Source organism: Enterobacter hormaechei subsp. hoffmannii (assembly GCF_001729745.1).
Lineage (GTDB): Bacteria > Pseudomonadota > Gammaproteobacteria > Enterobacterales > Enterobacteriaceae > Enterobacter > Enterobacter intestinihominis.
The window spans coordinates 3,736,454-3,757,716 of the sequence record NZ_CP017186.1 but is presented as its reverse complement, the minus strand read 5'-3'; the positions used below and the strand labels follow the sequence as shown (position 1 = coordinate 3,757,716).

Below are 21,263 nucleotides of genomic sequence, written 5' to 3'. Positions count from 1 at the left end.
AATGAATCAGACAGAACTTCTCCATGTGAATTTCCCCCATCTGCGGGATCTGAAGCCCTTTGATACCGCCCACAGCGCGACGCCGTGGCTGGCGGACAGCGAGGCGAAACACAACCGTAAGCTTTGCGCCTCCCTCGAAGAAGCCGTCATGCGCAGCGGCTTGCAGGACGGGATGACCATCTCTTTCCACCATGCCTTTCGCGAAGGCGACCGGGTGATCAACACCGTTGTGGCGCTGCTGGCGCGGATGGGTTTTAAAAATTTGACCCTGGCCTCCAGCTCGCTGATGACCTGCAACGACGCGCTGATCGAGCATATTCAAAGCGGCGTGATCGCCCGAATTTACACCTCCGGTATGCGCGGCAGGCTGGCGGAGGCCATCTCCCACGGGCTGATGGACGAGCCGGTACAAATTCACTCCCACGGCGGGCGCGTGAAGCTGCTCCAGGATGGCGAGCTGAATATCGACGTGGCATTTCTTGGCGTGCCGTGCAGCGATGAGTTTGGCAACGCCAACGGCACGCAGGGCAAATCGTGTTGCGGTTCGCTGGGCTACGCCATGGTGGACGCACACTTTGCCCGTAAGGTGGTGCTGCTGACCGAAGAACTGGTGCCGTTCCCGAATATGCCCGCCAGCCTGGTGCAGGATCAGGTGGACTACATCGTGCAGGTGGAGAGCGTGGGCGACCCGGCGAAAATCAGCGTCGGTGCGGCGCGCGTCACCAGCAACCCGCGCGAGCTGATGATTGCCCGCTATGCGGCGGACGTGATTGAACACTCTGGTTACTTTAAACCGGGCTTCTCGATGCAGACCGGCTCCGGCGCGGCGGCGACCGCCTGCACCCGCTTTATGGAAGAGAAGATGGAGCGCAGCGGCGTGAAGGCGCGCTTCGCCCTTGGCGGTATCACCGGCAGCCTGGTGGATTTGCACGAGAAGGGGCTCATCGAAAAGCTGCTCGACACCCAGTGCTTTGACGGCCAGGCGGCGGCCTCGCTGGCGCGCAACCCGAACCACGTGGAGATCTCCACCAACGTCTACGCCAACCCCGGCAGCAAGGCGGCAAGCTGCGACCAGCTCGACGTGGTGATCCTCAGTGCGCTGGAAATCGACGTCGATTTTAACGTCAACGTCATCACCGGATCCGACGGCGTGATGCGCGGCGCATCCGGCGGGCACTGCGACGTGGCGTCGGCAGCCAACCTGACCATTGTGGTCGCGCCGCTGCTGCGAAGCCGCATCCCGACCGTTGTGAAGCGCGTTACCACGCGCCTCACGCCGGGGGAGAGCATTGACGTGCTGGTCACCGACCACGGTATTGCGGTCAACCCGGCGCGCCCGGAGATCCGCGAACGACTCATGGAAGCAGGCCTGAAGGTTGTAGATATCAACGCGCTCTATGAGCGGGCGATTTCCCTGACCGGCGTACCGAAACCGATTGAGTTCACCGACAAAATTGTCGGGGTGATCCGCTACCGCGACGGCAGCGTGATCGACACCGTTCGACAGGTAAAGGAGTGAATATGACTATTGCGACACCTGTGCGGACGGGTGTCAGCCTGGACGCGCTGCTGGCGGCGAAAGAGCGCCGCGCAGCCCGTCAGGCTGACTGGCTTACGCACCATCAACAACCGGTGATCTCCCTAACGCTGGTCACGCCCGGGCAAATTAAAGACAGCCTGCGCTATCGCAACACCATGGGCGTGGCGTTACAGATGTGTGACCAGCTGCTGTGGGAAAACCGCTGGCAGGTGCTGGACCGCCAGGTGCTCTGGCTACCCACCGGACCTGAAGCGCTGTGGTGCGTCGCGCATCCGGCGGCGGAAATTAAAGCGCACTGTGCTGAACTGGAGCAGACGCACCCGCTCGGCAGACTGTGGGATCTGGATGTGATCTGCCCTGAAAATGGCCACGTTGGCCGTCAGTCGTTGGGTTCACACCTCAGGCGCTGTCTGATTTGCGACGAGCCTGCCCACGCCTGTTCCCGTTCTCGGCACCATCCCGTTGAGCAGGTGGTTTCCCGCGTGGAGAAGATGATAGATGACTGGTTTGCTCGCGACTAAACCGCGCCCGGTTGATGTTCCTGCGCTTGCCGCAGAGGCGCTGTGGCAGGAGCTGGAGCTGACCCCCAAACCGGGGCTGGTGGACAGGCTCAATAACGGCTCCCATCGCGATATGGACCATACCTTATTCCTCCGCAGCATTGCGGCGATTACGCCGTGGTTTGCCCGTTTTGCGGAACTGGGTGAAGCACATGCGGCCAAACCTGCCGATCAGCAGTTGCGGATTATCCGCCCGATGGGAATGGCCTGTGAGCAGGCAATGTACGCCGCCACGGGCGGGGTGAACACGCACAAGGGCGGGATTTTTGCCCTTGGTTTGCTCTGCTTCGCCGCCGGACGTGTAAAAAATATCTCTGCGGATAGCCTCTGTTGTGAGGTAAGTAACATCTGTCGTGGGCTGGTGGCGCGGGAACTGGGCGGGCGCAGCGGGCAGGCAACGGCGGGAGAGCGACAGTTTCAGCAGTACGGTTTAACCGGCGCGCGCGGTGAGGCAGAAAGCGGCTTCAGCACGGTGCGTAAGGCGCTGGCTCAGTGGAAGGGAAACACCCTTCATGACCTGTTATTGCGCCTGATGGCCATCAACCAGGACAGTAATCTCGTTTCGCGCGGCGGCACTGAAGGGCTGCGCTACGTCCAGGATTATGCACAGGAGCTGCTGGCGAACGGCTGGGATCAGGATGCGTTACTTAGGATGGATAACGCGTTGATTGAACGAAACCTGAGTCCGGGCGGCAGCGCGGATTTGCTGTCGGTGGGGTGGGTGCTGTCTGGAATAAAATAGCCGGGTGGCGCTAACGCTTACCCGGCCTACGGTTTGCGGTTTGTAGGCCCGGTAAGGCGAAGCCGCCACCGGGCACAACAATCAATGCGCGATCGGCTGCGCACCGTGTGGTTCGCGTACGTGCTTGTACTTGAACAGCACGATGAACGCGAAGAACAGCACCAATGAGTACCCGGCGAAGATCAGCCACACTGGCTGCCAGTTGGTGATGCCGTTGGTGGTATACATCTCAACCACTTTACCGCTCACCACGCCGCCCAGAATACAGCCGAAGCCGTTGGTCATCATCAGGAACATGCCCTGCGCGCTGGCGCGAATTTCAGGTTTCACCTCTTTTTCTACAAACACCGAGCCGGAGATGTTGAAGAAGTCGAAGGCGCAGCCGTAAACAATCATCGACAGAACCAGCAGCACGGTACCGAACGCGCTTGGGTCGCCGTAGGCGAACAGACCGAAGCGCAACATCCAGGCAGCGATACTGATCAGCATGACGTTCTTGATGCCGTAGCGGCTCAGGAAGAACGGGATGGTCAGGATGAACAGCGTCTCAGAGATCTGCGAGATGGACATCATCACCGACGCGTGTTCAACGATAAAGCTCCCGGCAAACAGCGGATCTTTATCGAAGCTGTGCAGGAAGGTATTACCGAACATGTTGGTGATTTGCAGTTCCGCACCCAGCAGCATGGAGAAAATAAAGAAGATCGCCATGCGCTTGTTTTTGAACAGGGCGAAGGCGTCCAGGCCAAGCATGGTGCTCCAGCTCTGGTTTTTCTGCTGGTTAGAAACCGGAATGGTGGGCAGCGTCAGGGTGAACAGCGCCAGCAGCACGGAGAGCGCGGCACCAATATACAGCTGCATGTGGCTCAGCTCGAAGCCCGCGAAGCTCACGCCCCACATTGCCATGATAAAGCCGATGGTGCCCCAGATACGGATTGGCGGGAAGTCGGTGACGATATCCAGACCGGCAGATTTCAGGCGGTAGTAGGAGATGGTGTTGATCAGGCCAAGCGTTGGCATATACGCCAGCGAGTTAAGCAGGATCACCATAAACATCGCCCCCGGCGTGGTCACTTCGGCCGCCATAAACAGCGTCCCCGCACCCACCAGATGGCAAAGCATATACAGCCATTTCGCACTTAACCATTTATCCGCCACGATACCGAGCAGCGTTGGCATGAAAACAGCCGCAATACCCAGCGAGCTGTAGACGGCACCGATTGACGCACCATCGAACTTGAGCGTCACAAACATATAGGAGCCGAGTGTAGTCAGCCAGCTACCCCACAGGCAGAACTGCAGAAACGACAAGATTTTAAGCTGCAGCTTAAGGTTCATGTTACTTTCCTCACAAGTGAGCGGGAGATATGTTGTTATAGGAACATTCAGGGTTGTTATTTGATGCAATTCTATCAGTTGGCAACGATATGTTTTGTTACCTCCCGCAAAAAAATGCAATCCACATTAATTTGCAGTTTGGATTGTGATGCAAATAGCATTTTTGTATGGGTGGGATGAGATGGGTGCGGTCTGATGCCCCCTCACCCTAACCCTCTCCCCAAAGGGGAGAGGGAACTTGAACACCCTCTCCCCTTTGGGGAGAGGGCAGGGTGAGGGGGGGGGGTGGTTTCTAGCGACGACGATAGTTCTTCTGCGCCGTATTCACCTTATACAGATAGCGGCGGGATTCCGCAGACGGGTGGCGAGTGGTGAGGGTTGAGTAGACATCCCCCGGCGCCATGCTGTTGATGATGTTCGCGGCCTGAACTTTATCGTTCGAGAAGACGCGCAGGACGCTGCCCGCGCCGCCGTTGTAGGCGGTGATCACCGCATAGCGACGTGAAGTCGGGTTATCAATCCCGCCGAGATAAACATTGTTCAGCATCGCCAGATATGCGGTACCGGTATCAATGTTGCTTTGCGGGTCAAACAGGTAGCTGCGGCTCGGCGTACCGGATTTCCCCTGCGCGCGGAACACGTCTTTACCGGCGCTGTGCTGCACAACCTGCATCAGCCCCAGCGCGTCGGAACGGCTCACCGCATACGGGTTGAACGAGGATTCGGTCTGCATAATCGCCAGGATCAGCGACTCATCCACGCCATACTTACGCGACGCCTGACGCACCATGCCCAGATACTTATGCGCACGCTTGTCGAGGTGGTTCGGCACCAGGTTTATCGTAACGCTATAGATCACCTTCAGGCCATTGGTGCGGCTTTTCAGGCGCGTTTGCAGCAAATAGTCTGCGAAGTTCGTCGCGCGACCTTCCCAGCGAATCGGCTGACCGGTCTGGTCAACGACCTGCCCATACAGGAATGGCTCTTTGGAGATAGTGATGTCATCGGCATCAGAGTAGAGATCGATAGATCCCGGATCGTCGCCCATCAGCAGGGTTTTGATGATGGCCTGACGTAAATGCGCCGCAGGTTCAGTCCCCGCGATGGTTTCAATCGTAATCGTACCGTCATCGAAGTTGATGTGGCTACGGGTCTGATAGGCGTCGGTATACTTAACGTAGTCCTTCGGTCCGGCAATAAGAACTTCGTTAAATCCCCATATGTTCTCGATGTTATGGGCAAACTGCCCCATCAAAATGTCAAAACCGTTGGTGTCCTTAACCCAGGCTTCGTTATAGCTATCGCCCTTTTTGGAAGAACAAGACACAAGCAACGGCGCAACAAGTGCTAGCGCTAATAGTTTTTTCATCATTCCGGGAGTGCGTGTTGTGTTTGCTTTGAGGTTGCTGTTGCCGGGTGGCGCTGCGCTTACCCGGCCTACATAACCGTAGGCCCGTGCAAGCGCAGCGCCGCCGGGCAGCAGCCGCAGAGTATTATTTTTCCGGTGGCGTATAGCCTTCGATGTGGACGTCTTTACCCTCGAACAGGAAGTTCACCATCTCCTGCTCCAGCAGCTTGCGGTGTTCCGGGTTCATCATGCTGAGCTTTTTCTCGTTGATCAGCATGGTCTGTTTTTTCTGCCACTGTCCCCAGGCTTCTTTGGAGATCTCGTTGTAAATGCGTTTACCCAGGTCGCCCGGGTAGAGCTGGAAATCCTGGCCTTCAGCGTCGCGCTGCAGGAAAGTACAAAAAATGGTTCTGGCCATACTCATTCCTCTTTGTCTTGCCGATACTAAACCATTGCACCGACACGTAATTGCTGTAACAGGCGCTCCACGGGAGCCGCCAGCCCGACTGATGGCGGTTGCGCTAAGTTATACCAGAGAGCGGTGCCTTCATCCATGCAGGAGGTGAATGAGGACACGGGAAGCCACATAGGCACAATATCCAGATGGAAATGGCTGAAGGTATGACGGAACGCGTTGAGTTGCGTCAGGGTATCGGCCGCAATGCCGCGCTGTTCAAGCCATGCCCGAAGCGAAGCTTCATCCTCAAACTGTGGGAAGCAGTATAGACCACCCCACAGGCCACTCGGCGGGCGCTGGGCGAGAAACACCTCGTCGCCATGCTGCATCAGCAGCATGTACCCGGTGCGTTCAGGCAGCGTCTGCTTCGGTTTTTTCCCCGGATACTGCGCCCAGGAGTGGTTCGCATAGGCCACGCAGAGGTTATTTACCGGGCAGAGTTCGCACTTCGGTTTTGAACGGGTGCAGACCATCGCGCCCAGATCCATCATCGCCTGGTTAAAACGCTCCACCCCTTTCGCCGGAGTGACCGCTTCACTGATCTCCCACAGGCGCTTCTCAACCTCTTTCTTGCCCGGCCAGCCTTCTACGGCGTAGCAGCGTGCCAGCACGCGCTTGACGTTGCCGTCGAGAATAGGGAAATGCTTGCCTAAAGACAGGGAAAGGATTGCGCCTGCGGTTGAACGCCCGACGCCGGGCAAATCCGCCACCTCGTCAAAGGTCTCCGGGAATTTACCGTTGTGGCGGGTGGCGACCTGCTGTGCGGCTTTGTGCAGGTTGCGCGCGCGGGCGTAATAGCCGAGGCCTGTCCACAGGTGCAGTACCTCGTCTAACGGCGCGTTGGCCAGATCGGTGATTGTCGGGAAGCGCGCCATAAAACGCTCGAAGTAAGGAATGACCGTCGCGACCTGCGTTTGTTGCAACATCACCTCGGAGAGCCATACTTTGTAAGGCGTTTTTTCAATTTGCCAGGGCAGGGTTTTTCGCCCGTATTTGTCGTACCAGTCCAGCACCTGGGCTGAAAATTGAGAGGCTTGCATGGTCATCGATTCGCTTAATCAGGGAGGCAGATTGCAGCACAGCGTCAATCTGCTGTAAACCGGATCTTTCCCATGCTTGCATAGAAGCCTTAACTTTGGATAATGCCCGTTTCCCGTACACTCTCACAAGCAGACAACTCTTTTATGAAAAACGACGTCATTTCACCGGAATTTGATGAAAACGGTCGCCCGCTGCGCCGTATTCGCAGCTTTGTCCGCCGTCAGGGCCGCCTGACAAAAGGGCAGCAACACGCGCTGGACAACTACTGGCCGGTGATGGGCGTTGAGTTCAGCGAGCAGCCGCTCGACTTTACCGAGCTGTTTGGTCGCGATGCGCCAGTGACGCTGGAGATCGGTTTTGGCATGGGCACCTCGCTGGTCACTATGGCGAAAGCGCGACCGGAGCAGAACTTCCTCGGTATTGAAGTGCACTCGCCAGGCGTCGGTGCGTGTCTGGCAACGGCCCATGAAGAGGGCGTTGAGAACCTGCGCGTTATGTGTCACGACGCGGTGGAAGTGCTGCATAAAATGATTCCTGACAATTCTTTGAACATGGTTCAGCTCTTTTTCCCTGACCCGTGGCACAAAGCGCGTCATAATAAACGCCGTATCGTTCAGGCGCCGTTTGCCGAGCTGGTGAAAAGTAAGCTTAAGCTGGGCGGCGTCTTCCACATGGCGACCGACTGGGAACCTTATGCGGAACACATGCTGGAAGTGATGTCGTCGCTGGACGGGTATAAAAACCAGTCTGAAAGCAACGACTACGTACCGCGTCCGGATTCACGTCCGGTGACAAAATTTGAACAGCGTGGCCATCGTCTTGGTCACGGCGTATGGGACTTAATGTTCGAGAGGGTGAAATAATGGCAAAGAATCGTAGCCGTCGTCTGCGTAAAAAGATGCACATCGAAGAATTCCAGGAAGTGGGTTTCTCCGTTGCCTGGCGTTTCCCGGAAGGCACCAGCGTTGAGCAGATCGATCAGGACGTTGATGCGTTCATCAACGAGGTGATCGAACCCAACAAGCTGGCCTTCGACGGTAGCGGCTATCTGGCGTGGGAAGGTCTGATTTGCACCCAGGAAGTGGGGAAATGCACCGAAGAACATCAGGCGCTGGTACGCAAATGGCTTGAAGACCACAAACTGGAAGATGTCCGCGTCAGCGAACTTTTCGACGTTTGGTGGGACTAATAAAGCAAGAACGGGGCCAGCATTAGCTGGCCCATTTTGTCTGAGGGAGTGTTGAAGATGCGTAAAACGTTGCTGGCGGTTGCTTTACTGGCAATCGGAACCACCGCCCATGCGGAGTATAAATGTAGCGTCACCCCGCGTGACGACGTGGTATTAAGCCCGCAAACCGTGCAGGTTAAGGGCGAGAATGGCAATCTGGTGATCACGCCGGATGGCAACGTGACGTTTAACGGCAAACAGCAAAACCTGACGGCCGCCCAGCGCGAGCAGGCGATGGACTACCAGGCCGAGTTGCGTACCGCGCTGCCATGGATAAACGATGGCGCGCTGACCCGCGTTGAGAAGGGCCGCGTGGCGCTGGATAAAATCATCACCAAAGAGGTGGGGGAGAGCAGCAATATGCGCACCCGCCTGACGAAGCTGGATAAACAGCTGAAAGAACAGATGAACCGCATTATTGAGACGCGCTCTGATGGCCTGACGTTCCACTATAAGGCGATCGATCAGGTGCGAGCCGACGGTCAGCAGCTGGTGAACCAGGCGATGGGCGGCATTCTCCAGGACAGTATCAACGAGATGGGCGCCAAAGCGGTGCTGAAAGGCGGCGGTAATCCGTTGCAGGGTGTACTGGGTAGCCTGGGCGGACTGCAAACCTCGATTCAGAACGAGTGGAAGAATCAGGAAGCCGATTTCCAGCAGTTCGGCAAAGACGTGTGTAAACGCGTGGTGTCCCTGGAAGACAGCCGGAAGGCGCTGGTGGGGACGCTGAAGTAATTTACTTCACCCCTCACCCTAACCCTCTCCCCAAAGGGGCGAGGGGATGGTTTGCTCCCTCTCCCTTTCAGGGAGAGGGCCGGGGTGAGGGTTGCAGCATTTGCAGTGTTTCAAGGATCTTTTCTAACACCACCTCTTCGTTATCCCAGAGTTCGTTGTTCCAGAAACGAATGACGTACCAGCCCTTTCGATTTAGCCAGAGCGTCCTTTGACGATCGTATTCCTGATTCTCATCATGTTGCCCGCCATCCAGCTCAACAGCCAGACGAGCCGCGCAGCAGGCGAAATCCAGAATGTAATTACCTACCGGATGCTGTCGACGAAATTTATAATTTTCGAAACGGCGGCTGCGCAGTAGATACCAAAGCCGCCTTTCTTCTTTTGTCAGCTCACGTCTGAGCTGTTTTGCATAAGAACGAGTAATTTCCATCCCCACACTCTGCCAGCCTTTCCCTCAACCAGCAGAACGGGATGTAAAATCCTGAATCAGCCTTCAGGATTTTCAGCGAGGAACAGCTCAAGAAGGGAGTTTAGGAACAGCTTACCGTGCTCGGTGATCTGCCAGTACTCATTACACTCGGTCAGATACCCCTGCGCCAACGCCTCGTCAATCTGCGGACGAATCACCGACTCTGACAACCCGGTGTAGAGCGCAAACTCCGCGCGCGGTGCGGCTTCCAGCAGACGGAAGCGGTTCATAAAGAACTCAAACGGCTTATCCACCGCCTCGACGTCATGCTGACGCTCCAGGTAGCGGCCTTCCATAAACCCGCGCGGATGACGCGTTTTTGCAGTGCGCAGAATGCGCCCGTCCGGGAAGGTCACTTTGCCGTGTGCCCCGCAGCCAATCCCCAGATAATCACCAAAGCGCCAGTAGTTCAGGTTGTGCTGACACTGATAGCCCGGCTTCGCATACGCCGAGGTTTCGTATTGCTGATACCCCGCCGCGGTCAAAAGCTGGTGGCCCTGCTCGAAGATATCCCACAGCGCGTCATCGTCCGGCAGCACCGGAGGACGGGAACCAAACAGGGTGTTCGGTTCAATGGTCAACTGATACCACGACAGATGCGGCGGGTTCAGTTCAATTGCCTGACGCAAATCGTCCAGCGCTTCTTCGAGGGACTGATCCGGCAGGCCGTGCATCAAATCAAGGTTAAAACTGCGCAGCCCAAGCCCCGTTGCCAGGTTTGCCGCGCGCTTTGCCTCTTCCGGGCCGTGAATGCGCCCCAGACGCTTCAGCTTTGGCTCGCTAAAGCTCTGCACGCCGATGGAGATACGGTTCACGCCCGCGCGCTGATACTCGACAAAACGGTCGGCCTCAACGGTGCCCGGGTTGGCTTCCATCGTAATTTCAGCATCCGCTGCCAGGTTCAGGCGTGCGCGCACACCGTCCAGCAGCGTCTGCATCGCCGGGCCTGAAAGCAGGCTCGGCGTACCGCCACCAATAAAAATGGTCTTCACTTCACGTCCCTGTGCGTACGGTACATCGGCATCCAGATCGGCCAGCAGATGCGCGACGTAATCATCGTGCGGCACTTCGCCCTTCAGCGCGTGCGAGTTGAAATCGCAGTACGGGCATTTCTGCACGCACCATGGGATGTGAATATAAAGACTCAGAGGTGGCAAATTAGCCATTACGCAGTGCTTCCAGTAACAGTTTCAGGGCGCGTCCACGGTGGGAGATCGCGCTTTTCTCTTCGCGGGTGAGTTCCGCAGCGGTTTTGCCCTCGGTCGGGACAAAGAAAATCGGGTCGTAACCAAAGCCGCCGTTGCCCGCCGCTTCACGGGTGATCACGCCCGGCCAGCTGCCGTGACAGACAATCGGCGTGGGATCTTCCGCGTGACGCATGTAGACCAGCACGCAGTGGAACTGCGCGGTACGCTGTTCGTCAGGGACGTCGTTCAGGGCCACAAGCAGCTTTTCCAGGTTCTGCTGGTCGGTGGCGTCCACCCCGGAATAGCGGGCGGAGTAAATCCCCGGCGCACCGCCCAGAAAATCCACGGCCAGACCGGAGTCATCGGCAATCGCGGGCAGCCCGGTGATCTGCGCCGCATGGCGCGCTTTCAGAATGGCGTTTTCGATAAACGTCAGGCCGGTTTCTTCGGCGGAGTCCACGCCCAGCTCGGTCTGAGCCACCACGTCCAGCCCAAAATCATGTAATAGCGAGGCCAGCTCGCGCACTTTACCGGCGTTACCGGTGGCGAGAACAACTTTCTGCATGGTTTAGTCCTGTTTTGTCAGAGCCGCGACTTCCGTCGGGATAGATTGCGGGTTAAGGATTTTTACCTGTTTATGCCGGCCAAGTTCACCTTTCTCAATGATGACCTGGCTTTTAGCGACGCGAAACTGTTTTGCCAGATATTTAGTCAGATGCGCATTCGCCTGGCCGTCAACGGGCGGGGCAGTGATGGCGACTTTTAGCTCGTCGCCATGCAGCCCAACAATGCTGTCGCGGCTGGCTTTCGGCTGAATGTACAGCCGTAAAACCAGCCCGTCGGCGCAGGGGCTAACTGCACTCATAACGCCATCCACAGCCCCGGCAGCAGCATATTACCCGTCGCCTGTAACAGTTCCGCGATACCCATATTCAGCACGTACAGCAGCAAAACGAGAAGCATCGGGGAGAAGTCGATTCCGCCCATCGCAGGCAGCAGGCTACGGATCGGACGCAGCAATGGTTCAGTCAGCTGAATCAACGCGTACTCCACCGGGCTACGGCCCCGGCTTACCCAGCTCATAATCGCCATCACCAGCAGGACCCAGAAGATCAGCGAGCCGACGGTTTTAACCAGGATCAGAACGGCTGAAATCCAGATAATCGGCTGGAAAGTGATGACCATAAACAGCACGATCGCTTTGATAACGCTCAGAATAAACGCCATCAGCAGAGATGAACTGTCAATCGGCCCCATTGCCGGAATGATGCGGCGAAGCGGCCCCACAATGGGCTGCGTGATTTTCACGATAAATTGTGAGAATGGATTGTAAAAATCACAACGGGCCCACTGCATCCAGACGCGCAGTAGCAGCGCCATCGTATACAGTTCAATGACCGTTGAAAGCAGGAAAGTCAACGTCTTCATGGCGTTCCTCAGGTTTCCTTATTATTGGGTGTAATCGCGCGCACCGAAAATTGCTGTGCCGATGCGCACCATGGTGCTGCCTGCCGCGATGGCGGCTTCCATATCGTCCGACATGCCCAGAGAAAGCGTGTCTACCGTGTCATAGCGCGCTTTAAGCGCCTCAAATGCTACAGCCATTTGCTGTGCTACGGCAAACTGCCTTTCATAACTTGACTCTGGTGCCGGAATGGCCATCAGTCCGCGCAGGGTTAAGCGCGGCAGCGCCGCCACGTCCGTCGCCAGCGCATCCAGTTCGCTCAGCGTAATGCCGGACTTGCTGTTTTCATCACTGATGTTGATTTGAATCAGCACGTTAAGCGCTGGCATCTCCATAGGGCGCTGGTCGCTCAAACGGGTAGCGATACGCAGACGATCGATGGTGTGACACCAGTCGAAGTGCTCTGCTACCAGACGGCTTTTGTTCGACTGTAGCGGACCGATAAAGTGCCACTGCAGGTCTGTATTTTCCCGCTCCCGGAAAGCGCGAATCTTATCTACGCCTTCCTGCACATAGTTTTCACCAAAGGCACGATGACCGGCGGCTATCGCTTCTGCGATGGCGCTCGCAGGCTTGGTTTTGCTGACTGCAAGCAACGTAATTTCTTCTGAAGCACGGCCGCAACGCGTTGCCGCGGCTGAGATTTTGTCCCGGACCTGTGCCAGGTTATGCGCAATGTCGTTCATTTTCCGAGGAGTTGTCTATGGATGTGGAAGAAATTGTGGCCCTTAGTGTAAAGCATAACGTCTCCGATCTACACCTGTGCAGTGATTCACCACCGCGCTGGCGCAGGTCAGGCCGTCTTGAACCTGCGCCGTTTCCGCCCCCCGATGTGGAGGCGTTATTAAAAGCGTGGCTCAACGACGAGCAGCAGGGTGCCTGGTGGGCAAACGGGCAGGTAGATTTTGCCGTTACCCTCACAGGCGGTCAGCGGCTGCGCGGCAGTGCGTTTAAGCATATGCACGGCGTTTCGATCGCGCTACGCCTGTTGCCGCTGACGTGTCCGCAGCTCTCTGCGCTAGGCGTGCCGCGCGCGATCCCGGAGCTTTTGTCCAATGACAATGGCCTGATTCTGGTCACCGGCGCCACCGGCAGCGGGAAATCGACCACCCTGGCCGCGATGGTCGATTTTCTCAATCACCATACGGACGGGCACATTCTGACCCTGGAAGATCCGGTGGAGTTTATGTACCAGAGTGAACGTTGCCTCATCCGGCAGCGGGAGATAGGCCAGCATAGCCCGTCCTTTGCCGAGGCCCTGCGCAGTGCGCTGCGTGAAGATCCGGATGTGATTCTGCTTGGTGAGCTGCGCGACAGCGAGACGATACGCCTGGCGCTGACGGCGGCTGAGACTGGCCATCTGGTGTTGGCCACGCTGCACACGCGCGGCGCGGCGCAGGCGATCGAGCGCCTGGTCGATACCTTCCCGGCGCAGGAGAAAGATCCGGTTCGTAATCAGCTGGCGGGAAGCCTGCGTGCGGTACTGGCGCAGAAGCTGCGTCAGGATGTCCAGGGCGGGCGCGTGGCGCTGTATGAGCTACTGGTGAATACGTCGGCGGCGGCAAACCTGATCCGCGAAGGCAAAACCTGGCAACTGCCGGGCATTATTCAAACGGGGCAGCAGGCGGGGATGCAGAACTTTGAGCAGAGTCTGGCGGAGCGACGGGCGCAGGGGCGGCTGTAGGCCCCGGCGCTCAGTAACCCTGTTCGAAATAGCTTTCGAGGATAATGACGGCTGAAGCTGAATCCACGCTGCCTTTGTTCAACGCCCGGAAGCCACCGTGCTCGAACAGGCCAGCGCGTGCCTCGACGGTGCTCAAACGTTCATCGTGCAGCTTAACGGAGACGCCAAAGCGGCCATGGATTTTGTTCGCGAACTTGCGTGCGCGGGCGGTAAGCGGCTGCTCGGTGCCGTCCATGTTCAGCGGCAGACCGACAATCACGTCGTCCGGCTGCCACTCTTTGAGCAAGCGCTCAATAAGGTTCCAGTCCGGCGTGCCGTCGTTAGCTTTCAGCGCTGTGAGCGGGCGGGCGGTGCCGGTGATCCGTTGACCCACAGCGACGCCGATGCTTTTGGTGCCGAAGTCAAAGGCGAGAAGGGTGCCGCTCATTACGCGTGCCCCGCAACGCCAGGCATGGTCAGAATATCAATGCCAATCAGTTTTGCCGCGTCACGCCAGCGATCGGCGATAGGGGTTTTAAACAGGATATTCATATCCGCAGGGGCCGTCAGCCAGGCGTTGTCCAGAATTTCTTGTTCCAGCTGCCCTTTTTCCCAGGAAGCGTAGCCGAGCGCAACCAGCACCTCAGAAGGCTGATTTGCCGTGCCCAGTGTTTCGAGCACATCGCGAGAGGTGGTGACGACGGTGTTATCGGAGATACGAATGCTGGACGAGAAAACCGGCGGGGTATGCAGGATAAAGCCACGATCTTCTGCAAGCGGTCCGCCGAGCATCACCGGTTTATCAAGACGGATTTCCGGCAGCCGCGCTTCAGCAGGGATTTTCAGCTTGTCCAGAATGCCTTCGACCTGAAGGTTTTCCAGCGGCTTATTGATGATAATCCCCATTGCGCCGTCTTCGTTGTATTCGCAAATATAGACCACGGCGCGGCGGAAAATCGGATCCTGGAGAGCAGGCATGGCAATAAGAAAGTGATGCTGTAAATTCATTGTCAGAGGTACTGTTTCCTGGTTTAAAAAGCGACAGCGCCCAGTATGGGGATAAACACAGGCGCTGTCACAGGTTATTTCTGTAAACGTTTTTCGATAGCGTCCATCAGCATTCCGGTGATCGAGATCGGGAATTCCGCTTCGATCTCACGAATGCAGGTCGGGCTGGTGACGTTCACTTCGGTCAGACGATCGCCGATGATATCGAGGCCAACGAAGATCAGGCCTTTGGCTTTCAGCGTAGGGCCGACGCGGCGGGCAATTTCCCAGTCGCTTTCGCTTAACGGACGCGGTTCGCCACGACCTCCGGCCGCCAGGTTGCCACGGGTTTCACCACCCTGCGGGATACGCGCCAGGCAGTAAGGCACCGGCTCGCCGTCTACAACCAGCACACGCTTGTCGCCGTCTTTAATGGCCGGCAGATAGTTTTGCGCCATGCAGTAGCGGGTCCCCAGCTCGGTCAGCGTTTCGGCAATCACGCCAATGTTCGGGTCGCCCTCTTTCACGCGGAAGATCGATGCGCCGCCCATGCCGTCCAGCGGCTTCATGATGATGTCGCCGTGCTTCTGCCAGAATTCTTTCAGCTGCGTTTTGCTGCGGGTGACCAGCGTTTCCGGCGTCAGGTCAGAGAACCATGCGGTATAGAGCTTCTCGTTGCAGTCGCGCAGGCTCTGCGGCTTGTTGACGATCAGCGTGCCTTTCTCTTCGGCACGTTCAAGGATATAGGTGGAGTAAATGTATTCGGTGTCGAACGGCGGATCTTTACGCATCAGGATGACGTTAAGGTCGGCCAGGGCAATATCCTGCTCGGTGCCGAATTCGTACCATTTTTCGTAGTTCTGCTCGACGTTAACGATGCGGGTACGTGCGCGGGCTTCACCGTTGATCAGGTACAGATCGTTCATCTCCATATAGTGGAGTTCATAGCCGCGACGCTGCGCTTCCAGCAGCATAGCGAAGCTGGAATCTTTCTTAATGTTAATGTTTGCGATGGGGTCCATCACGATGCCGAGCTTAATCATCTTCTTCTCCGGTTATGGGTCTTTGCTTCAACCCAGATCGCCAAATCGCACCTGTAGCGCGGTAATGGCGGTGAGTGCCGTTGTCTCAGTGCGCAGAACGCGAGGTCCCAACAGAATATCAGTAAACTGGTAACGCGCCGTCATGGCAATTTCGTCAGCCGACAGGCCGCCTTCCGGGCCAATCAGCAGGCGTACGCGCTCAACGGGCAGCGGCAGCGTATTGATGCTGGCGCTGGCGCGCGGATGAAGATTAAGCTTAAGCCCGCTTTCCTCTTCTGCACACCAGTCCTCCAGATCCATCGCCGGGCGGATCTCCGGGATGCGGTTGCGGCCACTCTGTTCACAGGCTGCAATGGCAATTTTCTGCCACTGCTGGATCTTTTTGTTCAGACGTTCCGCATCCAGTTTAACGCCGCAGCGCTCAGAAAAAAGTGGCGTAATGAGGCTTACACCCAGTTCAATGGATTTCTGAATGGTGAACTCCATCTTTTCCCCGCGCGACATCACCTGGCCAAGGTGAATGTGCAGCGGGGATTCCCGGTCGTCCACGTCGCCACGCAGCACCTTCACGTGCACGCTTTTTTTATCGGCGCGCGTAATTTCAGCGTCAAAAATCTGATTAGAGCCGTCAAAGAGCTGAATCGCCTGGCCTGCGCCCATGCGCAGCACGCGGCCTACGTGGTTTGCGGCATCATCAGACAGGGCGATTTCGCCGCCTAGGGTAATCAGTTCAGGGTGATAGATGCGAGGGATGCGCATAGTCAGAAATTCCATGTGTCATGCGATATAAGCGAATTGCCGTAGTGTAGGTTAGCTCTTTTGCGCCTGGCAAGCCCGCTGGACGTAAGGGTTGTGATTCCCCTGGACTTTGGCGATACGTTCGTCGCGCTGGCATTCCCAGTCCGTCACCGGGTAGAGCTTGTCCCAGGCATTGAAGAGTTGCGTCTGCTGGCGGGAAAGGTTGAGATCGTAGCGGTCACGCATATAGAAGTAAGTGCGGGCGATGCTGCCGCGCGCGCGGGCAGGCGGTTCGGCGAGTTTCTCTTTGAAATCGACCTTCATGGCGCACTGACCGTACTGGCCTTCGCCACCGTTCCACTGGCTGTACATGAAGTTTCCGCGGTCGCCATTGACTTCACCCACTGCGGGTTGCAGGTTGTGCATATCGCTTTCCATCTGGCGGTAGACCGGATCTTTTGCGCAATTTTTACGTCCACCGTCCTGCCAGCACTGGCGCTGGTGGCCAAACTGCCAGGCCGGAACAACGTGTTCCCATTCGATTCGGCTGGCGCGGTTCTCGTTCTTGCGCACCTTATAGCCGCAGGATCCCAGATCCACGACCCCTTTCTTACCCTGCCAGTTAATTTTACAGCCGCAGTAGAAATCACCCGGTACGTCGGCGTTAATCTTTACGCCTGCGGTTTTTGCCTGTGAGAAACTGTGAATACCGTCGGCCAGAGCATGGCCGGAGAGCGCCGTCGCCAGAAAAGCGACTGCGAGAGAAACATTACGGGACATCTTACACTCCGTGTCAAAACGAGCCCGCAACGTAACGAATGTTGTTCCCGTATGCAATCAGTCAGATCAGGAAAGTTCCTGAAAGTTCGAGCGATTATTCCGCCACCAGTGGTTCGCCGCACTTTACGCAGCGATAGGTAGCCTCGCCGCGCACCACGCGGTTGTGACGGCGGACGGTAAGCTGGTGCTGCTGGCACTGGCAGCGGTAGGGAAACGTATTGCGGCGTACCGATTCCAGCTCGAACTGGTGGGTGCGGCGAGCCGGAACGCCGAGCACCGCCTCCATCATCCATTTCCACTCTTTGCCGTGCGGCGCGACGCGGCCAAAGTGTTTCCACACCAGAAGGTGGGCCAGCTCGTGCGGCACCACTTCTTCGATAAACGCCTGCTGATTTTCCATCATCAACACCGGATTCAGGCGGATCTCATACGATTCCAGCCAGGCGGTGCCCGCCGCGGTGCCACGCTGCTGATAGACCAGCTTCGGTTCAGGATAATTGCGGCCGAGCTTCAGGTTGGCCTGGGCGAGTTTTTCCCGCAGGCTGCGCATAACGGCTTGCTGAATGGCGATGGGGAGACGGGGAGATTTCATAGGGGCAGAGCATAAAGCGGGAAGCGGGGAGGCGCAAGAGGCGCCTCCCCGCAGGAGGATCAGTCGTGTGCGCCGATTTCGCGCAGAGGACGACCTTTCATCAGGTTACGTTCAATGTGTTCCAGTGAAACATGTTTGGTTTCAGGAACCAGCCAGATCGTGAGAACAATAAAGAACAGGTTCAGACCGGCGTAGACCCAGAAGGTATTGGCATTACCCAGGGTATTGAGCATGGTCAGGAACGTTGCGCCGACGATCATGTTGGCAATCCAGTTGGTTGCGGTAGAGCAGGTGATACCAAAATCACGCCCTTTCAGCGGCTGGATCTCAGAACACAGTACCCAAATCAGCGGACCGGCGCTCATCGCAAACCCAATGATAAACATCAGCAGCATCGCCACGGCGAAGTACTGTGCCGTTGGGGAGTGAATGCCCATGTGCATCATGGTACCCAGCACGCCCATCCCGATGGCCATCACCAGGAAGCCCAGCGTCAGGGTTGGTTTACGCCCCCAGCGGTCCACCAGACCGATAGCGATAAAGGTCGCCAGCACGTTGGTCAGGCCGACGATCACGGTGCCCCACATCTGTTCGGTGGTGTTGGTGTAGCCCGCCAGTTCGAAGATTTTCGGCGCGTAATACATGATGACGTTCATCCCGGTGAACTGTTGCATGATCTGTAACAGCACACCGAGGAACACCGCGCGGCGGAAGTTGCTGTTCTCTTTGAACAGCGCCCAGCCGGACTGTTTGACCTTCAGGCTTTCGCGGATCTCTTCCAGCTCGTTTTTGGCTTCGGCGCTGGTATCACGCAGGCGTAAGAGCACGCGTTCGGCATCGTGGAAGCGGCGTTTGGCGGCGAACCAGCGCGGGCTGTCCGGCAGGAAGAAGACACCAATCAGCAGCAGAATGGCCGGAATGATGATGACGCCCAGCATCCAGCGCCATGCGCCGCTGTAGCTGAAGGCGGTATCGGAAAGATAAGCCCCCAGAATACCGATGGTGATCATCAGCTGGTACATGGAAATCATGCTGCCGCGGATTTTTTCCGGTGCGATTTCAGACAGGTACAGCGGGGCAGTATAAGACGCCACGCCCACTGCCAGACCGAGCAGCACGCGGGAGAGGATCAGCACTTCAACGTTAGGCGCAGCGGCAGAGAACAGTGAGCCGGCAACGAACAGGATCGCGCCGATCATCAGGCTCTTTTTACGCCCGAGCTTAAAGGAGAGCCAGCCGCTGCCGACCGCGCCGACGGCGGCACCGAACATCATGGAGCTGACCACCCATTCCTGAGTGTGTGCGCTAATCTGGAACTCATCGGTGATGAAAGGTAATGCACCGGCAATTACGCCAATATCCAGGCCAAAGAGTAATCCTGCCAGAGCGGCGAGGAAGCAGACGAAGAACGTCATTGCCTTATTGGACGTACGCCCCTGTTTATTATTGTCAGGCATTATGCCCTCCAGTTGGGTTATCAGTTTTTACGATATTAAGAGTAGGTGAGCGGCTCATAAAAATATGTGAGTCAAATCACAACGGTGTAATCGGTTACACTAGTTTGTAACCGTAAAAATAATTAAAGCTTTGAAAATATAGAGGTAAATTAATTGATATGCATCGCGTTTGCACAAATTTCAGACTTAACTGAAAGGGAATGTAACAGCAGAAGAAATGCGATCATGCAAAGAGAATATTCTGAAAGCGGGGTATAGAGAGTGAGGTGTAAACGGTTCCAAACATTGCCGGGTGGCGGCTGCGCCTTACCCGGCCTACAAAAATTCACTACCCGTAGGTCAGGTAAGGCATAGCCGCCACCCGACATAAAAAAGGCCAGCACAAAGGTTGGCCTGTTTAAGCTGCTGGCAGTCGATTATTTCAGACCGGCAGCATCACGCAGCAGGGCGGCTTTGTCGGTTTTTTCCCAAGGGAAATGTTCGCGACCAAAGTGACCGTACGCTGCGGTTTCCTGGTAGATTGGGTGCAGCAGATCCAGCATCTGAATCAGACCGTATGGACGCAGGTCGAAGAACTCACGCACCAGCAGGGTCAGCTGTTCAGAAGGCACTTTTTCAGTACCGAAGGTTTCCACCATGATGGAGGTTGGCTCAGCCACGCCGATGGCGTAGGAAACCTGAATTTCACAGCGGTCAGCCAGGCCCGCAGCAACGATGTTTTTCGCCACATAACGTGCAGCGTACGCCGCAGAACGGTCCACTTTAGACGGGTCTTTACCGGAGAACGCGCCGCCACCGTGGCGCGCCATGCCGCCGTAGGTATCTACGATGATTTTACGACCGGTCAGACCGCAGTCACCCATTGGGCCGCCGATAACGAAGCGTCCGGTTGGGTTGATGAAGAATTTGGTCGCAGAGCTCAGCCATTCAGTTGGCAGAACCGGCTTGATGATCTCTTCCATCACCGCTTCCTGCAGGGATTTCTGGTCAATCTCTTCAGCATGCTGCGTGGAAAGAACCACGGCATCAATGCCGACGATTTTCCCGTCGTCATACTGGAAGGTCACCTGGCTTTTCGCATCCGGACGCAGCCACGGCAGGGTGCCGTTTTTACGCACTTCAGCCTGACGCTGCACCAGACGGTGTGCGTAAGTCACCGGCGCTGGCATCAGCACGTCGGTTTCGTTGGTCGCGTAGCCGAACATCAGGCCCTGGTCGCCCGCGCCCTGTTCCAGCGGATCGGCACGGTCAACGCCCTGGTTGATGTCCGGGGACTGTTTGCCGATAGCGCTCAGTACGGCGCAGGAGTTGGCATCAAAGCCCATATCAGAATGTACATAACCGATCTCACGCACCGTGTTACGGGTGATCTCTTCGATATCAACCCATGCGCTGGTGGTGATCTCACCGCCAACCAGAACCATGCCGGTTTTGACATAGGTTTCACACGCTACGCGCGCCTTTGGATCCTGCGCGAGGATCGCATCCAGCACCGCATCGGAGATTTGGTCAGCAATTTTATCAGGATGTCCTTCTGATACGGACTCGGACGTAAACAGGTGTTTTGCCATGTTTTATTTCACCTAAAAGGAATTTGGTTAGCTCGAACTGCTGTGTGGAATAGCCAAAGGAGATAATTCTACCAAGGCCTGCAGGATTTTGACACTGGCAGTCTGAGTGTTAATCGGTATGGATGGATTAACATCTGGACGTCTATTTTAGGTCACTTCTTCACCCGATTTCCAGTTTTTTTTGACTCACCTCTCACTGCGTTGAAAACACGGCTGGAAATTTTTCCTGACGGCGCTGGCAACCTGCGCATTTTTGTTTTGCTTTTTAGCGACCTTCTCGGTATAAAACGCGGCGCGCGGCTCATATAAAATAAGCGCTCGA

25 protein-coding genes are annotated in these 21,263 nt (G+C 56.6%); 7 read left to right on the top strand and 18 right to left on the bottom strand.

Going from position 1 to position 21,263, the window contains the following annotated elements:
* Position 1: 1 nt before the first annotated feature.
* Genes citF through citG form a run of 3 tightly spaced genes read left to right on the top strand, consistent with a single transcriptional unit; the run spans position 2 to position 2,842 of the window.
* A complete protein-coding gene (gene citF, locus BFV65_RS17690; RefSeq protein ID WP_045308348.1) occupies positions 2-1,519 on the top strand; it encodes a citrate lyase subunit alpha in 1,518 nt (505 codons plus the stop codon).
* Between the two features lie 2 nt (positions 1,520-1,521).
* On the top strand, positions 1,522-2,061 hold the full coding sequence (gene citX, locus BFV65_RS17685; RefSeq protein ID WP_022649366.1) for a citrate lyase holo-[acyl-carrier protein] synthase: 540 nt from the start codon (positions 1,522-1,524) through the stop codon (positions 2,059-2,061).
* Positions 2,039-2,842, top strand: coding sequence for a triphosphoribosyl-dephospho-CoA synthase CitG (gene citG / locus BFV65_RS17680; protein WP_069596945.1), 804 nt, complete (start codon positions 2,039-2,041; stop codon positions 2,840-2,842). Before citX ends, citG begins: the two co-directional genes overlap by 23 nt.
* An 81-nt stretch (positions 2,843-2,923) precedes the next feature.
* Here the strand turns inward: citG and BFV65_RS17675 are convergent, their stop codons facing one another.
* The 4 genes from BFV65_RS17675 to mutY all read right to left on the bottom strand — a co-directional run bounded on the left by BFV65_RS17675 (position 2,924) and on the right by mutY (position 7,025).
* Positions 2,924-4,180, bottom strand: a complete 1,257-nt coding sequence (locus BFV65_RS17675; RefSeq protein WP_069596944.1) for a nucleoside permease — start codon at positions 4,178-4,180, stop codon at positions 2,924-2,926.
* 292 nt (positions 4,181-4,472) lie between these two features.
* Positions 4,473-5,549: a membrane-bound lytic murein transglycosylase MltC gene (gene mltC / locus BFV65_RS17670; RefSeq protein ID WP_032621902.1), complete on the bottom strand. Its 1,077-nt coding sequence runs from the start codon at positions 5,547-5,549 to the stop codon at positions 4,473-4,475.
* A gap of 124 nt (positions 5,550-5,673) precedes the next feature.
* Positions 5,674-5,946 carry an oxidative damage protection protein gene (locus BFV65_RS17665; RefSeq protein WP_003862425.1) on the bottom strand — a complete coding sequence of 91 codons (273 nt, stop codon included), beginning with the start codon at positions 5,944-5,946 and terminating at the stop codon, positions 5,674-5,676.
* Between the two features lie 26 nt (positions 5,947-5,972).
* Positions 5,973-7,025, bottom strand: a complete 1,053-nt coding sequence (gene mutY, locus BFV65_RS17660) for an A/G-specific adenine glycosylase (protein ID WP_023306917.1) — start codon at positions 7,023-7,025, stop codon at positions 5,973-5,975.
* A gap of 144 nt (positions 7,026-7,169) precedes the next feature.
* Here mutY and trmB point away from each other — a divergent pair, with 144 nt between their 5' ends.
* Genes trmB through BFV65_RS17645 form a run of 3 tightly spaced genes read left to right on the top strand, consistent with a single transcriptional unit; the run spans position 7,170 to position 8,989 of the window.
* Positions 7,170-7,889: a tRNA (guanosine(46)-N7)-methyltransferase TrmB gene (trmB, locus tag BFV65_RS17655; protein WP_022649361.1), complete on the top strand. Its 720-nt coding sequence runs from the start codon at positions 7,170-7,172 to the stop codon at positions 7,887-7,889.
* Positions 7,889-8,215: a YggL family protein gene (locus tag BFV65_RS17650; RefSeq protein WP_003862421.1), complete on the top strand. Its 327-nt coding sequence runs from the start codon at positions 7,889-7,891 to the stop codon at positions 8,213-8,215. Before trmB ends, BFV65_RS17650 begins: the two co-directional genes overlap by 1 nt.
* 57 nt (positions 8,216-8,272) lie before the next feature.
* On the top strand, positions 8,273-8,989 hold the full coding sequence (locus BFV65_RS17645) for a YggN family protein (protein ID WP_022649360.1): 717 nt from the start codon (positions 8,273-8,275) through the stop codon (positions 8,987-8,989).
* 67 nt (positions 8,990-9,056) lie between these two features.
* On the opposite strand, the gene BFV65_RS17640 is transcribed toward BFV65_RS17645, so the two are convergent.
* Genes BFV65_RS17640 through BFV65_RS17615 form a run of 6 tightly spaced genes read right to left on the bottom strand, consistent with a single transcriptional unit; the run spans position 9,057 to position 12,796 of the window.
* Positions 9,057-9,419: an endonuclease domain-containing protein gene (locus tag BFV65_RS17640; protein ID WP_023306916.1), complete on the bottom strand. Its 363-nt coding sequence runs from the start codon at positions 9,417-9,419 to the stop codon at positions 9,057-9,059.
* Positions 9,420-9,475: 56 nt separating this feature from the next.
* Entirely contained in the window at positions 9,476-10,624 is a 1,149-nt protein-coding gene (gene hemW / locus BFV65_RS17635) for a radical SAM family heme chaperone HemW (RefSeq protein ID WP_038416710.1), read from the bottom strand.
* On the bottom strand, positions 10,617-11,210 hold the full coding sequence (locus tag BFV65_RS17630; RefSeq protein ID WP_022649357.1) for an XTP/dITP diphosphatase: 594 nt from the start codon (positions 11,208-11,210) through the stop codon (positions 10,617-10,619). The genes hemW and BFV65_RS17630 overlap by 8 nt, the downstream gene beginning before the upstream one ends.
* A gap of 3 nt (positions 11,211-11,213) precedes the next feature.
* The gene (yggU, locus tag BFV65_RS17625) at positions 11,214-11,510 is read right to left on the bottom strand and encodes a DUF167 family protein YggU (RefSeq protein WP_022649356.1); all 297 of its coding nucleotides are present in this window, start codon (positions 11,508-11,510) and stop codon (positions 11,214-11,216) included.
* Complete coding sequence (locus tag BFV65_RS17620; RefSeq protein ID WP_003860024.1) at positions 11,507-12,073, bottom strand: YggT family protein; 567 nt, start codon at positions 12,071-12,073, stop codon at positions 11,507-11,509. The genes yggU and BFV65_RS17620 overlap by 4 nt, the downstream gene beginning before the upstream one ends.
* 21 nt (positions 12,074-12,094) lie before the next feature.
* Complete coding sequence (locus tag BFV65_RS17615) at positions 12,095-12,796, bottom strand: YggS family pyridoxal phosphate-dependent enzyme (RefSeq protein ID WP_069596943.1); 702 nt, start codon at positions 12,794-12,796, stop codon at positions 12,095-12,097.
* A 17-nt stretch (positions 12,797-12,813) separates the two neighbouring features.
* On the opposite strand from BFV65_RS17615, the gene BFV65_RS17610 reads away from it, so the two are divergent.
* Positions 12,814-13,794, top strand: coding sequence for a type IV pilus twitching motility protein PilT (locus tag BFV65_RS17610; RefSeq protein WP_022649354.1), 981 nt, complete (start codon positions 12,814-12,816; stop codon positions 13,792-13,794).
* Positions 13,795-13,804: 10 nt separating this feature from the next.
* Here the strand turns inward: BFV65_RS17610 and ruvX are convergent, their stop codons facing one another.
* The 8 genes from ruvX to metK form a co-directional block, all read right to left on the bottom strand.
* Positions 13,805-14,221 (bottom strand): Holliday junction resolvase RuvX, encoded by a 417-nt coding sequence (gene ruvX, locus BFV65_RS17605; RefSeq protein WP_006811925.1) that lies wholly within the window; start codon positions 14,219-14,221, stop codon positions 13,805-13,807.
* Positions 14,221-14,781 (bottom strand): YqgE/AlgH family protein, encoded by a 561-nt coding sequence (locus tag BFV65_RS17600; RefSeq protein ID WP_022649353.1) that lies wholly within the window; start codon positions 14,779-14,781, stop codon positions 14,221-14,223. The genes ruvX and BFV65_RS17600 overlap by 1 nt, the downstream gene beginning before the upstream one ends.
* Positions 14,782-14,855: 74 nt before the next feature.
* The gene (gene gshB / locus BFV65_RS17595) at positions 14,856-15,803 is read right to left on the bottom strand and encodes a glutathione synthase (protein WP_003860032.1); all 948 of its coding nucleotides are present in this window, start codon (positions 15,801-15,803) and stop codon (positions 14,856-14,858) included.
* Positions 15,804-15,830: 27 nt separating this feature from the next.
* Positions 15,831-16,562, bottom strand: coding sequence for a 16S rRNA (uracil(1498)-N(3))-methyltransferase (gene rsmE, locus BFV65_RS17590; protein ID WP_069596942.1), 732 nt, complete (start codon positions 16,560-16,562; stop codon positions 15,831-15,833).
* Positions 16,563-16,613: 51 nt separating this feature from the next.
* Complete coding sequence (gene endA / locus BFV65_RS17585; protein WP_022649352.1) at positions 16,614-17,321, bottom strand: deoxyribonuclease I; 708 nt, start codon at positions 17,319-17,321, stop codon at positions 16,614-16,616.
* A gap of 94 nt (positions 17,322-17,415) precedes the next feature.
* Positions 17,416-17,913, bottom strand: a complete 498-nt coding sequence (locus BFV65_RS17580; RefSeq protein WP_032626162.1) for a SprT family zinc-dependent metalloprotease — start codon at positions 17,911-17,913, stop codon at positions 17,416-17,418.
* Between the two features lie 59 nt (positions 17,914-17,972).
* A complete protein-coding gene (gene galP / locus BFV65_RS17575) occupies positions 17,973-19,370 on the bottom strand; it encodes a galactose/proton symporter (protein WP_023306911.1) in 1,398 nt (465 codons plus the stop codon).
* 416 nt (positions 19,371-19,786) lie between these two features.
* A complete protein-coding gene (metK, locus tag BFV65_RS17570) occupies positions 19,787-20,941 on the bottom strand; it encodes a methionine adenosyltransferase (protein ID WP_003860037.1) in 1,155 nt (384 codons plus the stop codon).
* Positions 20,942-21,263: the final 322 nt, after the last annotated feature.